The organism is Aurantiacibacter suaedae (assembly GCF_005434915.1).
Taxonomy (GTDB): domain Bacteria; phylum Pseudomonadota; class Alphaproteobacteria; order Sphingomonadales; family Sphingomonadaceae; genus Alteraurantiacibacter; species Alteraurantiacibacter suaedae.
This window is the reverse complement of the sequence record NZ_SKCG01000003.1, coordinates 300,319-315,024: the sequence shown is the minus strand read 5'-3', so window position 1 is coordinate 315,024 and position 14,706 is coordinate 300,319. Positions and strand designations below refer to the sequence as shown.

Sequence of the window (14,706 nt, the reverse complement as noted above, 5' to 3'; positions counted from 1 at the left end):
CGCAAAGGGGCCGCGCGGTTCGCACCGCGCGGCCCCTGCTGGTTGGGTTCTAAGCTTGCTTAGGCTCAGTCGTCCTTGAGGAAGGCGGGCATGTGGTCTTCACCACCGCCACCGTTGCCGCCGCCGTCACGATCGCGACGCGGACCACGGTCGCCACCACGGCCACCGCCGCCACCGCGCGGACCACGACGATCGCCCCGCGGCTTATCACCGCGCGGCTCGCGCGGCGGGCGGGTGTCTTCCAGCTCTTCGCCGGTTTCCTGATCGACGACGCGCATCGACAGGCGGACCTTCCCGCGCTGGTCGATCTCAAGCACTTTGACCTTAACTTCCTGCCCTTCGGACACGACGTCGGTCGGCTTCTCGACGCGCTCGTTCTTCATTTCGGACACGTGGACGAGTCCGTCCTTGCCGCCCATGAAGTTCACGAAGGCACCGAAGTCGACGATGTTGACGACCTTGCCGTCGTAGATCTTGCCGACTTCCGCTTCCTCGACGATGCCCTGAATCCACTTCTTGGCAGCTTCGATCTGGGCCACGTCGCTCGACGAGATCTTGATCAGACCTTCGTCGTCGATGTCGACCTTGGCGCCGGTCTCGGCGACGATCTCGCGGATCACCTTGCCGCCGGTGCCGATCACTTCGCGGATCTTCGACTTGTCGATCTGCATCGTCTCGATGCGCGGAGCGTGGGCCGAAAGCTCGGTGCGGGCGGTGCCCAGCGCCTTCTGCATTTCGCCCAGGATGTGCGCACGGCCGGCCTTGGCCTGCTCCAGCGCCTTGCCCATGATCTCCTGCGTGATGCCGGCGACCTTGATGTCCATCTGCATGGTGGTGATGCCAGCCTCGGTGCCGGCCACCTTGAAGTCCATGTCGCCGAGGTGATCTTCATCACCCAGGATGTCGGACAGCACGGCGAATTCGTCACCTTCGAGGATCAGGCCCATGGCGATGCCCGACACCGGACGCTCGATCGGAACGCCCGCGTCCATCATCGACAGACAGCCGCCGCAGATCGTGGCCATCGACGACGAGCCGTTCGACTCGGTGATATCCGACAGGATGCGGATCGTGTAGGGGAAGTCGTCCTTGCTTGGCAGCACGGGGTGCAGCGCACGCCAGGCGAGCTTGCCATGGCCGATCTCGCGACGGCCCGGAGCACCGAAACGGCCAACTTCGCCAACCGAATAGGGCGGGAAGTTGTAGTGCAGCATGAAGTTCGAATAAGTTAGGCCGTCGAGCCCGTCGATCATCTGCTCGGCATCCTTGGTGCCCAGCGTGGTGGTGCAGATCGCCTGCGTCTCACCGCGCGTAAACAGCGCCGAACCATGCGTGCGCGGCAGGAAACCGACCATGCTCTCGATCGGGCGGACCTGATCGAGCTTGCGGCCGTCGATACGCTGTCCGTCCTTGAGGATGGCACCGCGAACGATCTCGGCTTCCAGCTTCTTGACCTGCTTGCCAGCGGTCATCTGCGTCTGGCCATCGGCCTCAGCATAGTGCGCCTTGGCCTTTGCGCGCGCCTCGTTGAGGGCATTAGCGCGGGCCGACTTGTCGGTCAGCTTGTAGGCAGCGGCAATGTCGTTACCGACGAGACCGCGCAGCTCTTCCTTCATCGCCGACTTGTCGTCCGACTGGTCGATCTGCCACGGCTCCTTGGCGGCCTGCTCGGCCAGCTCGACGATCAGCTTCACCACCTGCTGGTTGGCTTCGTGCGCGAACATCACAGCGCCGAGCATGTCTTCCTCGGTCAGCTCCTTGGCTTCCGATTCCACCATCATCACGGCATCGTGCGTACCGGCCACGACGAGGTCGAGCGTGCCATCGGCAAGCGCGGTGTCCTGCTTCGGGTTGAGCACATATTCGCCGTCGATCATGCCAACGCGGCAGCCCGAGATCGGGCCCATGAAGGGAACGCCCGAGATGGTCAGCGCAGCCGAAGCCGCGATCATCGCCAGCACGTCGGCCTCGGTCTCACCATCGTAGGAGAGAACCTGGCAGATCACGTTGATTTCGTTGTAGAACCCTTCGGGGAACAGCGGGCGGATCGGACGGTCGATCAGGCGGCTGGTGAGGGTTTCCTTCTCGGTGGCGCCGCGTTCGCGCTTGAAGAAGCCACCGGGGATGCGGCCAGCCGAGGAGAACTTTTCCTGATAGTGAACGGTGAGCGGGAAGAAATCCTGCCCTTCCTTCACGGACTTGGCGGCGGTCACGGCGCAAAGCACCACGGTTTCGCCATAGGTGGCCAGCACTGCGCCGTCAGCCTGACGGGCGATGCGGCCGGTTTCGAGGGTGAGGGTCTTTCCGCCCCACTCAATCGATACGGTTTTGGTGTCGAACATGGATTATCCAATCATACCCGCCAGCCAGATTGCTTGGCGGGGTTTCCTGCCGGGGATACCGTCCCGGTCCGGTGTGGGGCTATTTCACGCCCCTGGCCCCCTTGCCGGATTGCAAGGGATGGCCGCTTTCCATTGCCGGAGATTTGTGACCGGCAAATGTGCGAAGGGCGGCCTTTTGAGCCGCCCTTCGAGAAACTCTTACTTACGCAGACCCAGCTTCTGGATCAGGTTGTTGTAGCGCTGCAGGTCCTTCTTCTTGAGATAGGCCAGCAGGCTGCGACGCTTGTTGACCATCTTGAGCAGGCCGCGACGCGAGTGGTTGTCCTTGTGGTGCTCCTTGAAGTGTTCGGTAAGGTTGCGGATACGCTCGGTGAGGATCGCGACCTGCACTTCGGGGCTGCCGGTGTCGCCCGAGGCGACGGCGTTGTCAGAAATGATTTCCTGCTTCTTTTCGGCGGTGACCGACATTCATTCTACTCCGCGGTATCAGCTACAGTTGAACCCCCTCACGACCTTGGCCGAACCTTCCGAAAGCTCCATAAGCGCTACCGGCTCGTCGGCCAGTTTCGCGAAGTAAAGCCCGTCGGAATGGGGCAATCCCGAAATGACCCGGCCCTGACGGACCGCCTGCGCACTCTCGGGATCGAGGATCAGGGCCGGGATACCGTCCAGCCCCGCCTCAAGCGGCAGGATTATGTCTTCAAGAGGCGCGCCCTTACCGATTGTGTTCAATTTGTCCAGCGAAATCGCTTGGGACTCGGTGAACGGACCGGCCTTGATACGGCGCAGATAGGTGACGTGGCCGCAGGTGCCAAGGGCATGAGCGATGTCCCGTGCCAGGCTTCGGATGTATGTCCCCTTGGAGACGTGCGCGACGAGCGTGACGCTGTCCGCCAGTTCGAGCGGTGCCTGCGGATCGTAAGGGTCCGGTCGGCCTGCCGAGGTGGCAAAGGCTGAGGGCGCCACCTCTGCGCCCTCGTCCGCCTCGCCCATGGCTAGCCGGAGCGAATGGATGATCACCGAGCGGGTCTTCATCTCGACCTCCTCGCCCGCCCGCGCGAGGTCGTAAGCGCGCTTGCCATCGATCTTGAGCGCGGAATACTTGGGCGGAACCTGTTCTATCGGTCCCGTGAAGTGCTCGCAGATCGCCGCCACCGCCGCGCGTGGCGGGCGGTGATCGCTGGTCTCGATCACTTCGCCTTCGGCGTCGAGCGTGTCGGTCATGGCGCCGAACTGTATCGTGAAGGCATAGGCCTTGTCGCTGTCGAGCATCCGCCCGGCCAGCTTGGTCGCCTCGCCCAGCGCGATGGGAAGCACACCTTCGGCCAGCGGATCGAGCGTTCCGCCATGGCCAACCTTGAGCCCGCCCTTCAGCTTCATGTTGAAGCCCGCCTCACGCAGGTTGCGCTTTACCGCCGCCACGGCCTGCGTCGAGCCAAGCCCCACGGGCTTGTCGAGGATAATCCAGCCATGCAAGCTCATCGGGCGATCAAGTCCGCCAGAGCGAGGTACTGGTCGACAGCCCATGCCACCGGCAAGCCTATGGTGTTTCCGAGCAGGTTCAGCCCCGGCGCCAGCCAGGTGAGCGCGATCAGCCCTACGAACAGCAGCATTCCGAACGGCCTCAGCCGCTCATAAGCGCGGGCGGCGCGTGGTGGCAGCAGCCCCTCCACAATGTGTGAACCATCGAACGGCGGGATCGGCAGCAGGTTGAACACAGCAAGGAACACATTCACCAGCACCATGAAGAAACCAAACGTGGCGAGGAGGCTCAAACTCCCATCCGCACTGACGATGATCGGGGTTCCGCCATCGGAATAGCCGAGCGTCATTCCCAGCGACAACGACAGGCCAAGCACCACCGCCCCCACCAGCGCGAGAACGAAGTTCGTGCCCGGCCCGGCGGCGGCGACGGCCATCATCCCGTAGCGCGGATTGTCGAGCCTCTGCTTGAGAACAGGCACCGGCTTGGCCCAGCCGAAGATCGGCCCGCCCGTCAACGCCAGCAACCCCGGCACAACCAACGTACCCACCGGATCGACATGACGCAGCGGGTTGAGGCTCAGCCGCCGCTGCTCCTGCGCGGTGGGATCGCCCAGCAACAGCGCGACATAGCCGTGCGCAACCTCGTGAAAGACGATGGCCACGACAAGGCATGGAATCAGCAGCAGGGCTAGCAGGATGGTTTCGCTCATGGGCCGCTCACATGGGGGCTCAGGAGGCGGAAGAAAAGTGCCGCTCTGCCCATTCCTCGGCGAGGATTGACAGCATCACGGTATCGCGCACATGGCCGGTCCAGGTAATCCGCTCGGCCCGCAGCACGCCTTCGCGCACCGCACCCAGCTTGCGCACCGCCGCCAGCGAGCGTTCGTTGCGCTGGTCGATGCGGAACTCCACCCGGCGGAACCCGGCGGCAAAAGCGCGTGCCAGCATCAGCGGCTTCATCCGCGAATTGAGGCCGCTGCCGCGTTCGGACTGCGCCATGAAGGTGCCGCCCAGCTCCAAGGTCTGCCGCCCGGGCGCGATGTTCAAGAAGCTGGTCGTGCCCGCAAACAAACCATCTCGCACTATCGCAAAGGCACGGCGGGCAGGATCGGCGAGCAAGATATCGAAATAGGGATCGAATCCGGCCCCCGATAGATCAGCCGGATAGATCGGCCAGACCGGATCGTCGGGCAGACAAATCGCGCGCATGGCCTCGCGGTGCGCTTCGGCCAAAGGCAAGAGATCGACCAGACCGCGCTCCCATTCGTGATCCAGCATGGGCTGGCCCAGAAGCGCGAGATCGACGCTCATTCGTCGCCATCTTCCTCGTCAAGATCGCGGCGCACACGCGGATCGTCGAGCAGCTGGTCGATCCGGCTTGCCTCGTCGAAAGTCTCATCGGCCTGGAAGCGCAGCTTGGGCGCAAACTTCAGGCCGAGCCGCTGCGCCACCTCGCGCTGGAAGAACGCAGTGTTGACCTGCAAGGCCTTGACCACGGTCTTCTCATCCTCGCCGAGCAAGGGTTTTACGTAGACCTTAGCCTGCCTCAGATCCGGCGACATACGAACTTCCGTCACGGCGATATTGTGCGCGCTGAGCACCTCGTCGTGCGCCTCCCCGCGTGCGAGCAGCTCACTGAGGATGTGGCGCACGCGCTCACCCACCTTCAGCAGGCGGACCGAGGGATCATCGGGGTTCGAGTGTTTTGCCATAGCGAAATGCCCCCTCCCGCGAACGGGAGGGGTATCCGATCACAACACGCGCTCGCGCTCTTCAATCTCGAACACTTCGAGATTGTCGCCCGGCTTGATGTCGTTGGTGTCGGCCAGCACGACACCGCATTCGAGACCCGTGCGGACCTCGTCGACATCGTCCTTGAACCGGCGAAGCGACTGGATGACGGTGGCCGAGACGATAACATCGTCGCGGGTAAGACGGGCGAACAGGCCCTTCTTGATGACACCGTCGATGACCAGCAGACCGGCCGCCTTGTCCTTCTTGCCCGCCGGGAACACCTGCTTGACCTCGGCGCGGCCCACCACGTGCTCGATCTTCTCGGGGCCCAGCTCGCCGGCCAGTTCCTTCGCGACCTCTTCGGTGAGGTGATAGATCACATCGTGATACATCATCCGTGCCCCATCACGCTTCACCAGCTCGCGGGCCTTGGCATTCGGGCGGACGTTGAAGCCCACGATCGGCGCCTTCGAGGCCACGGCCAGCGACACGTCGCTCTCGGTGATCGCACCCACACCGGCGTGCAGCACGCGGACCTTGATGAGATCGTTCGAGATGTTGTGCAGCGCGTTGACGATCGCTTCGACCGAGCCTTGCACGTCGGCCTTCACCACCACCGGCCATTCGATCACGTCGCTCTTGTTGAACATCGTGTCGAAGCTGGTGGGCGCGAGGGCCGTGCGCTTTTCGGTTTCCTTTTCCTTGCGATACTGCGCCACTTCGCGCGCCCGCTGCTCGTTTTCGACCACGGTCATCATGTCGCCCGCCGAGGGAACACCGCCGAGGCCAAGCACCTCGACCGGCATACCGGGGCCAGCTTCCTTGATCTGCTTGCCCTTGTCGTCAACCAGCGCACGCACGCGCCCGCTTTCGGTGCCGACCACGAAGGTGTCGCCACGCTTGAGCGTGCCGCGGTTGACCAGCACGGTCGCCACCGGGCCACGGCCCTTGTCGAGCTGGGCTTCGACCACGGTCGCCTCGGCCATGCGGTCGGGGCGGGCTTTGAGTTCGAGCAGTTCGGCCTGCAACAGGATCTTGTCGATCAGATCGTCGAGACCGGCACCGGTCTTGGCCGAAACTTCCACGTCCTGCACATCGCCCGACATCGCCTCCACGATCACCTCGTGTTCGAGCAGGCGCTCGCGGATCTTCTGGGCGTTGTACTCGGGCTTGTCCGCCTTGGTGATCGCCACGATCATCGGCACGCCAGCAGCCTTGGTATGGCTGATCGCCTCGATCGTCTGCGGCATGATCGCATCGTCGCCCGAAACCACCAGCACCACGATATCGGTGACATTGGCACCACGCGCGCGCATCTCGGTGAAGGCGGCGTGGCCCGGCGTATCGAGGAAGGTGACCTTATCCTTACCCTTTGTGGTGATCTGATAGGCGCCGATGTGCTGGGTGATGCCGCCGGCTTCGCCCTTCACCACGTCGGTGCCGCGCAGGGCGTCGAGCAGGCTGGTTTTGCCGTGATCGACGTGGCCCATGATCGTCACTACCGGCGGACGCGGCTTGAGCGTCTCTTCCGGATCGGTGTCGGTCGAGGTATCGATATCGACATCGCTTTCCGACACACGCTCGATACGGTGGCCGAATTCCTCCACCAGCAGCTCGGCAGTGTCGGCGTCGATGGTCTGGTTGACCGTCACCATCATGCCCATGTTGAACAGCGCCTTCACGAGGTCGGCGCCCTTCTCGGCCATGCGGTTGGCAAGTTCCTGCACTGTGATCGCCTCGGGCACGATAACATCGCGCACCTGCTTCTCACGCGGGGCGGACGAGCCGCCGCCGTGCATACGACGTTCCTTCTCACGCGCACGCTTGAGCGCGGCGAGGCTGCGCGCGCGGCGACCCTCGTCCTCGTTCAGCGCCTTGTTAACGGTGAGCTTGCCCGAACGACGCTTGTCCGCAGCGCTGCCGCCACCGGCGTTGTTGCTGCCACGGTCGGCAGGAGCCGCAGGGGCACCGCCACGCTTGGGCTTGTCCGCCCCCTTGCGCTCGACCTTCTCGGGCTTCTTGATCTCGGGCCGCTTGACCGGGGTAAACCGGCGCGGGCTCGGCGTAACCGGAGCATCGCTCGTTGAGGCAGCGGTCTCTGCTTCGGGTTCTGCCTCAGGTTCGGCAGGCGCGTTGGCAGCCGCTTCCTTCGCGGCAGCTTCGTCAGCGGCGCGCTGTTTGGCGGTTTCTTCCTCAGCCTTGCGCTTTTCTTCAGCGCGGCGCTTTTCGTCCTCTGCGGCCTGACGCGCCTCCTCTTCCTCGCGCTTGCGCGCTTCCTCCGCCTGACGCAGCCGGTCTTCCTCGGCCTCGCGCTGAAGGCGGGCGACGCGTTCCTGCGGCGTTTCGCCAGCTGGCGCAGCCGGACGGCGCGGCGCAGGCTTGGGCGCGGGCGCAGCCTTAGGGGCCGCCGGCGGCGGAGGGGGAGGCGGAGGCGGCGGCGGCGGTGCCGCTTCGCCGGGCTTCACGAGCTTACGGCGCTGCTTTACCTCGACCACCACCTTGTTGGTGCGCCCGTGGCTGAAGGTCTGTTTGACCTCGCCCGCTTCGACCGAGCGCTTCAGCCCAAGGGGCTTGCGTTCGCGCTTCGGTGTGTCTTCGTTATCGCTCATAAGCCTCGATTATTCCTTCAAATCACATATCGCGGCGGCTTCGGGATCAGCGCCAATCGCTTTGCCCTGCCCGCCGTTCTTGGCCGCCGTGGCGGCGCCCATATAGGTTTGCAAACGCCCCAGCGGAACCGCGACCCGCTCGGCCGACTTGCGATCGGCCAATGCCAGGTGGACGACATTCTCGCGGCCCAATGCCACAGACAGGGCTAGCCGGTCCAGTGGCAGCCTGTCTCCAACAATTCCCGAGCCTTCCGCATCAAGCCCGACGCGGAAAGCCTGATCGAGCTTGCGGCAACCATCCTCGCTCGCATCGCTGGCGTGGTATAGCGCCGCGATCGCGCCCGAGCGCGCTTCGTTCGTGATGCGATCGGAGCCCAGAACCACGCGCCCGGCGCGCATTTCCAAGCCCAGCCGGTCGGTCAGCGCCTTGATCAGCGCCTTCTCAATCATGTCGGGAAGCTCGGCGGGAATTTCAAGCGGTGCGCCCTTGAACGCACGCGCCAGCGCTCCCTTCAGCTTGCCGCCAGCCATCGCTTCTTCGAGCCCAGCCCGCGAGGTGCCAAGCCACGCGCCCCGCCCCGGCGCCTTGGCGTGGGCGTCGGGCAGCACCAGCCCTTCAGGCGAGATGGCAAGGCGCACGAGATCGTCACGCCCGCCGGTCTCACCGGTCAGGATGCAGCGGCGTTCGCTCCCGGAAGCACCGGAAGCGCGCGCGTCAGAGCTGTCGGACCCTAGCGGTTCATTGTGAGGATTCCGCATCAGCGGCCTCCTCAGCTTGGGCGGGCTCAGCCTTGGCCGGTTCTTCGTCTTCGAACCAGTGCGCACGGGCCGCCATGATGATTTCGTTACCCTGCTCTTCGCTCAGGCCGAAGGTGCCGAGCACACCGCCCTTGTCCTGCTCGCGCTGCGGGCGACGCAGCGGCGGGCCATCGGCGTTCTGACGGCGACGCGGCGCTTCGCGCTTCTTCGCGATCAGCTCGTCGGTCGCGAGGTCGGCCAGGTCATCCAGCGTGGTGATCCCGGCCTTGCCGAGCACCACCAGCATTTCCTCGGAGAGGTGCGGGATCTCGGCCAGCGCGTCTTCCACGCCCAGCTCCTTGCGGGCAGCACGATAGGTCTCGACCTGCCGCTCGATCGCTTCGAGCGCGCGGCTCTGCAGCTCTTCGGCCAGCTCTTCGTCGAAACCTTCGATCATGGCCAGCTCGGACAGCTCGACATAGGCCACTTCTTCCAGCTCGGTGAAGCCTTCGGCCACCAGCAGCTGCGACAGCGTCTCGTCGACGTCAAGCTCTTCCTCGAACATCTTGGAGCGCTCGGCAAATTCCTTGCTGCGCTTCTCCGAGGCTTCTTCCTCGGTCATGATGTCGATCTGGCTTTCGGTCAGCTGCGAGGCCAGCCGCACGTTCTGGCCGCGACGGCCGATCGCGAGGCTGAGTTGATCGTCGGGCACGACCACCTCGATCCGCCCCTCTTCCTCGTCGAGCACCACGCGCGCCACGGTGGCGGGCTGCAATGCGTTGACGACGAACGTTGCGGTGTCTTCCGACCAGGGAATGATGTCGATCTTCTCGCCCTGCAGTTCCTGCACGACGGCCTGCACGCGGCTGCCCTTCATGCCGACGCAGGCACCGACGGGGTCGATGGAGCTATCGTGCGAGATCACGCCGATCTTGGCGCGGCTGCCCGGATCGCGGGCGGCGGCCTTGATCTGGATGATGCCGTCGTAAATCTCGGGCACTTCCTGCGCGAACAGCTTTTTCATGAACTCGGGGTGCGCGCGGCTGAGGAAGATTTGCGGGCCGCGGTTGTTACGCTCCACCTTCATGATCAGCGCCCGCACACGTTCGCCCACACGGGCGGCCTCGCGTGGGATCTGCTGATCGCGGCGAATCACGCCCTCGGCACGGCCGAGGTTCACGATCACATGCCCGAACTCAACCGACTTGATAACGCCGGTGATGACTTCACCAGCACGATCCTTGAACTCTTCGTACTGACGCTCGCGCTCCGCATCGCGGACCTTTTGGAAGATCACCTGCTTGGCGCTCTGCGCGTCGATGCGGCCAAGGTCGACCGGCGGCAGCGGATCGACGATGAAGTCACCCACCTTGCTGCCCGACTCCAGCTTCTCGGCCTGGGCGAGATCGACCTGCTTGAAGTAGTCCTCGACCTCTTCCACAACCTCGACCACGCGCCACAGGCGCAGGTCGCCGGTCATCGGGTCAAGCTTGGCGCGAATGTCGTTTTCCGCACCATAACGGTTGCGCGCGGACTTCTGGATCGCCTCTTCCATGGCCTCGATGACGATCGCCTTGTCGATCATCTTCTCGGATGCAACCGCGTTGGCGATTGCGAGCAGCTCGGCCTTGTTGGCGGAAATCGGACTGGCCATCAGTTACTAGCCTCTTCTTCCTCGTTGATCTCTTCGAATTCGTCCGCGCCTTCCGCATCGAGCGGCAGGGTGGCAGCGATAAGCTTGTCGGTCAGCTCGAGCTGGGCCGAATGAATGTTTGCGAGCGGAACCGCAATCTCTCCGGCCTTGTTATCCCGGATCGTGACAGTCTCGCCCTCGATCCCGAGCAACTCGCCCTTGAGCTTGCGCATATCGCCGATCTTCTCGACCAGCGAAATCCGCGCCTCGTGCCCGGCCCAGTTCGCATAGTCCTTCGCGCGGGTCAGCGGGCGGTCGATGCCGGGGCTGGACACTTCCAGCATATAGGCGCCCTCGATCAGCTCGCCCTCTTCTTCCTCAATCGCGTCGATCCGGTTGGAAATGGCGCGCGACAGCGTGGCGCACTGCTCCACGATCATCTGCCCGGTGGCAGGATCCTCGGCCATGATCTGCAAGGTGCGCTCTTCACCCGAACCGACCATCCGCACGCGCACCAACTCGAAGCCAAGAGCTTCGGCTTCGGGTTCGATAATCGAAAGCAGGCGCGTAAGATCAGGCAAACAGACTTTCCAATACGATCGCATCGCAGCATGGGCCTTCGGGCCGGCCCCCGAAGGCGCCAGCATCCAAACCATGTCACGACAATGTCGGGATGCGAGGGGAAATAAGCGAGAGCAGCCAAAATTGCAATGGCCAAGTTTTCCCGCCAGCAGATTGCCGCCTAGTAGTGCTCGCGGGTGAGCGGATCTTGCGAGGGCAAGATGTCCGGGTTCGGGCCGGAGGACCAGTATTCGACTGTGCTGGCACTGTCTCCGACCGGAGCAGCATCCTCGATAATTTGGTCGCCATCGTCAAGATAGCTGGGCGGAGCCACTGTTGCAGCAACGGTCGGCGCTGGCGCAGGTTGGCTCTGCACCTGCGCCGCATCGAAGCTCGCATCGCCCGACGAATCGCCAAAGCTGATGACGAACCAGCCGATGACGCAGATCGCCCCGAAAGAGGCGATAAGGCTCAGGACCAGACCGCTTCTGTCTTCCTTGCGCGGAACAGGCCGGGCCACGCGCCGGCCAAAGGCGGAGGAGCCGTGCAGTTCGCGATTCGCACTGGTGCGATGAACAGGCGTCCGCTGTCTCATTGGCTGCGCTTATGCTCCTGCTCGTTGGCACGGCGGCCGAACCGGCCCCTGGCCGTCGAGTTTCCGGCCATATTGCTTACCAAGGCGTTTTTAGCGCCATAGAGTTTGCAGGTGGTTAAGCCCCTCGCGCAGGTCACTCCTGCTTGTCGATCCCATGCTTGCGGATGCAGTGGCGCAACTGATCATAGCTAAGGCCAAGCGCCTGCGCCGTCTGGCGCTGATTCCACCGGTTGCGCCCCAGCGCGTGGACGAGAATGGCGCGTTCGTGCTCGTCGACCGCGGCACGCAGGTCCTCAATGTCGTCGAACCGGTCGGGCGTTGGCGCCGCTACGCTCGCTGACTGCACTGGAGCGGTTTTCGCCGCCGAGGGCATCGGCGCCGGCTTCCAGGGCGACTGAAACGGATCAAACGCCACGTCTCCGATAGGGCTCGTCCAGTCGTCCCAGCGATAGACCGCACGCTCCACCACATTGCGCAGCTCGCGCACGTTGCCCGGCCAGGGATAGTCCTCCAGCGCCTCGGCCACGTGGGCGGCATAACCGGGCCACTCCTCCCAGCCCAGCTCGGCAGCCATGCGCCGCCCGAAATAGTCGGCCAGCACCGGCACATCACCTTCACGCACGCGCAGAGGTGGCAGGGTAATCACCTCGAAACTCAGCCGGTCGAGAAGGTCGGCGCGGAAAGTGCCCGCTTCTGCGCGGGCGGGCAGATCCTCGTTGGTGGCGGCCACGATCCGCACATCCACCCGCATCGGGCGGCTGGAACCGATTCGCGTTACCTCGCCATATTCGACAGCGCGCAAAAGCCGCTCCTGCGCGCCCATGGAAAGGGTGCCCAGTTCGTCAAGAAACAGCGTGCCACGGTCAGCCTCTTCAAACCGGCCTTCGCGCATTTTGGTGGCGCCGGTGAAGGCGCCTGCTTCGTGCCCGAACAGCTCCGCCTCGATCAGCGTTTCGGGCAAGGCCGCGCAGTTCATGGTGACGAGCGGCTCTTCCCAGCGGTCGGACAGGCGGTGAAGCCGCTCGGCGATCAGTTCCTTGCCCGTTCCGCGCTCGCCAATCACCAGCACCGGGCGGCGCATCGGCGCGGCGCGGCTGGCCCGCTCAACCGCGTCAAGAAAGGCACTCGATTGCCCGATGAATTGCGTCGCCCGCTCCATGACCGATTTCTAGCGAATTTTCCCAAGCCTTGGCAATAATTACCAATCGCGACTGCAGGACATTTCTCGCAAGCCTATGAAATTTCAGAAAATCGCAAACTGGCACACCCTTTGCAATTCATCGGCCGTACAGCAATCAGGAGTTTTCGCCATGTTCCCTTCCCGCTTCTTCGCCAGCGAACTCGGTCAGGCCGCGCTCGTCAGCGTCGCGGCCATGGTGGCCTTCGTTACCTTCACCGCACTCGCCCCGGCCAGCGCCTCGGCCACCTCGATGGCCGCGCCCATTACCTCGGCAGCGCTCGCGTGAGCGGCAAGCCACCCTTCGACCTCGCCACGCTTGGCAGCGCGGACGTGAAGGCCGATAAGGGCAACCGGCTCGATCGCGAGATCGAACGTTTGCGCACCACTCCCACGCCGGTCGCCCGCGCGATCCATACCGGAGATACCTTGATGGGAATTTTTTCTCGTACCCGCGACATCATCGCCGCGAATTTTTCCGAACTGCTCGACCAGGCAGACGATCCGGCCAAGATGATCCGTATGATCATCCTCGAAATGGAGGAAACGCTGGTCGAAGTGCGCGCCTCTGCCGCCCGCACTATTGCCGACCAAAAGGAAATGCATCGCCACACGGTCAAGCTCGACCGGCTCCAGGCCGACTGGAACGACAAGGCCCAACTCGCGCTGAGCAAGGATCGCGAGGATTTGGCCCGTGCCGCGCTAATGGAACGGCGCAAGGCGGCGGACATGGCGGACCAGCTCAAGGCCGAGATCACCGTGCTCGACGATGCCCTGCGCGCTTATGAGGCCGACATCGCCAAGTTGCAGAACCGTCTGCGCGAAGCCCGCAGCCGCCAGAGCCAGATCGCGGCCCGCCTCGAAAGCGCGGAAAACCGCTTCAAGCTGCGCAACCTGATGACCAACGAACGGTTCGACGAAGCGCTGGCCCGGTTCGACCAGCTCGAACGGCGGGTCGACTATGCCGAAGGCCGCGCCGATTCGCTGGAGATCGGCGGCAAGGGCAAGAAGACACTCGCCGACGAATTTGCCGAACTGGAAGGCGGCGACAAGGTCGACGAGGAACTGGAAGAATTGAAGCGTGCGCTCGGGAAGGGCGCGGACAAGGAAGGATAAGCCATGGATGATCTGTTACCCTTCTTCGTAGTAGCCCTGATCTTCATCGGCGTGCCATGGATTGTTCTCCACTACGTTACCAAGTGGAAGACCGCCGCGACGATCACCACCGACGACGAGGTTCTGCTGGAAGAGCTTTATCAGCTCGCCAAGCGCCTCGATGAACGGATGGACACTGTTGAACGGCTGGTCGCCTCCGACAACCCCGAGTTCAGGCCCGCGCGCATCCACGCCGACCGCGAGATCGATAACGTCCCGCTGAATGAACTCGAAAAGATGCTTGCCGAAAAGAAAGGAACCCGCACGTGAACTCGCCCCGCACCAAACTCTATCGCGACAAGGCCAACGGCAAGCTCTTCGGGGTCTGCGCGGGGATCGCCGACTACACTGGCGTCGATGCCTTCTGGGTGCGCATTGCTCTGGTGTTCCTCACCTTTGCCACCGGCGGGTGGACGATCCCGGCCTATGTCATCGCCAGCGTCATCCTGAACAAGAAGCCTCCCTACCTCTACGCCGAGCCTGAAGAGACTCGCTACTGGCAGTCCGTACGACAGAGCCCGAAGCGTACCGCGCGCGAAATCCGTGCCCGGATGAAGGATATCGATCGCCGCCTGGCCGAGGTCGAAAGCTACTACGTATCGAGCAACCCGCGCCTGTCCGCCGAAATCGAGCGGCTGCGCTGAGGCGGATCACGCAATCAAGGGGATTACAATGGG

At 63.7% G+C, this 14,706-nt stretch carries 16 protein-coding genes; 4 read left to right on the top strand and 12 right to left on the bottom strand.

The window, feature by feature from the left end:
* Positions 1-65 precede the first annotated feature (65 nt).
* From pnp to pspF, 12 genes are all read right to left on the bottom strand, one after another.
* Positions 66-2,342 carry a polyribonucleotide nucleotidyltransferase gene (pnp, locus tag E0473_RS12560; RefSeq protein ID WP_137681232.1) on the bottom strand — a complete coding sequence of 759 codons (2,277 nt, stop codon included), beginning with the start codon at positions 2,340-2,342 and terminating at the stop codon, positions 66-68.
* 198 nt (positions 2,343-2,540) lie between these two features.
* Complete coding sequence (gene rpsO, locus E0473_RS12555; RefSeq protein WP_137681231.1) at positions 2,541-2,810, bottom strand: 30S ribosomal protein S15; 270 nt, start codon at positions 2,808-2,810, stop codon at positions 2,541-2,543.
* Positions 2,811-2,828: 18 nt separating this feature from the next.
* Positions 2,829-3,824 (bottom strand): tRNA pseudouridine(55) synthase TruB, encoded by a 996-nt coding sequence (gene truB, locus E0473_RS12550; RefSeq protein WP_137681230.1) that lies wholly within the window; start codon positions 3,822-3,824, stop codon positions 2,829-2,831.
* Complete coding sequence (locus E0473_RS12545; protein ID WP_137681229.1) at positions 3,821-4,537, bottom strand: site-2 protease family protein; 717 nt, start codon at positions 4,535-4,537, stop codon at positions 3,821-3,823. Before E0473_RS12545 ends, truB begins: the two co-directional genes overlap by 4 nt.
* Before the next feature lie 19 nt (positions 4,538-4,556).
* Positions 4,557-5,138, bottom strand: a complete 582-nt coding sequence (locus tag E0473_RS12540) for a GNAT family N-acetyltransferase (RefSeq protein WP_241657496.1) — start codon at positions 5,136-5,138, stop codon at positions 4,557-4,559.
* Positions 5,135-5,539: a 30S ribosome-binding factor RbfA gene (gene rbfA / locus E0473_RS12535; RefSeq protein WP_137681228.1), complete on the bottom strand. Its 405-nt coding sequence runs from the start codon at positions 5,537-5,539 to the stop codon at positions 5,135-5,137. Before rbfA ends, E0473_RS12540 begins: the two co-directional genes overlap by 4 nt.
* 39 nt (positions 5,540-5,578) lie before the next feature.
* Positions 5,579-8,170 carry a translation initiation factor IF-2 gene (infB, locus tag E0473_RS12530; RefSeq protein WP_137681227.1) on the bottom strand — a complete coding sequence of 864 codons (2,592 nt, stop codon included), beginning with the start codon at positions 8,168-8,170 and terminating at the stop codon, positions 5,579-5,581.
* 9 nt (positions 8,171-8,179) lie between these two features.
* Positions 8,180-8,929: a DUF448 domain-containing protein gene (locus E0473_RS12525; RefSeq protein ID WP_137681226.1), complete on the bottom strand. Its 750-nt coding sequence runs from the start codon at positions 8,927-8,929 to the stop codon at positions 8,180-8,182.
* Positions 8,910-10,562 carry a transcription termination factor NusA gene (gene nusA / locus E0473_RS12520; protein WP_137681225.1) on the bottom strand — a complete coding sequence of 551 codons (1,653 nt, stop codon included), beginning with the start codon at positions 10,560-10,562 and terminating at the stop codon, positions 8,910-8,912. The genes E0473_RS12525 and nusA overlap by 20 nt, the downstream gene beginning before the upstream one ends.
* Positions 10,562-11,122, bottom strand: a complete 561-nt coding sequence (gene rimP / locus E0473_RS12515) for a ribosome maturation protein RimP (protein ID WP_137681224.1) — start codon at positions 11,120-11,122, stop codon at positions 10,562-10,564. The genes nusA and rimP overlap by 1 nt, the downstream gene beginning before the upstream one ends.
* Before the next feature lie 161 nt (positions 11,123-11,283).
* Entirely contained in the window at positions 11,284-11,622 is a 339-nt protein-coding gene (locus E0473_RS12510; protein WP_137681223.1) for a hypothetical protein, read from the bottom strand.
* A gap of 208 nt (positions 11,623-11,830) precedes the next feature.
* Positions 11,831-12,856: a phage shock protein operon transcriptional activator gene (pspF, locus tag E0473_RS12505; RefSeq protein WP_137681222.1), complete on the bottom strand. Its 1,026-nt coding sequence runs from the start codon at positions 12,854-12,856 to the stop codon at positions 11,831-11,833.
* 151 nt (positions 12,857-13,007) lie between these two features.
* Between pspF and E0473_RS15420 the strand changes: the two genes are divergently transcribed.
* The 4 genes from E0473_RS15420 to pspC all read left to right on the top strand — a co-directional run bounded on the left by E0473_RS15420 (position 13,008) and on the right by pspC (position 14,673).
* A complete protein-coding gene (locus E0473_RS15420) occupies positions 13,008-13,163 on the top strand; it encodes a hypothetical protein (protein WP_161981589.1) in 156 nt (51 codons plus the stop codon).
* Positions 13,164-13,243: 80 nt separating this feature from the next.
* Positions 13,244-13,990: a phage shock protein PspA gene (gene pspA / locus E0473_RS12500; protein ID WP_421721793.1), complete on the top strand. Its 747-nt coding sequence runs from the start codon at positions 13,244-13,246 to the stop codon at positions 13,988-13,990.
* A 3-nt stretch (positions 13,991-13,993) separates the two neighbouring features.
* Positions 13,994-14,299, top strand: coding sequence for an envelope stress response membrane protein PspB (gene pspB / locus E0473_RS12495; RefSeq protein ID WP_137681221.1), 306 nt, complete (start codon positions 13,994-13,996; stop codon positions 14,297-14,299).
* Positions 14,296-14,673, top strand: a complete 378-nt coding sequence (gene pspC, locus E0473_RS12490; protein WP_137681220.1) for an envelope stress response membrane protein PspC — start codon at positions 14,296-14,298, stop codon at positions 14,671-14,673. Before pspB ends, pspC begins: the two co-directional genes overlap by 4 nt.
* The last annotated feature ends 33 nt before the right edge of the window (positions 14,674-14,706 follow it).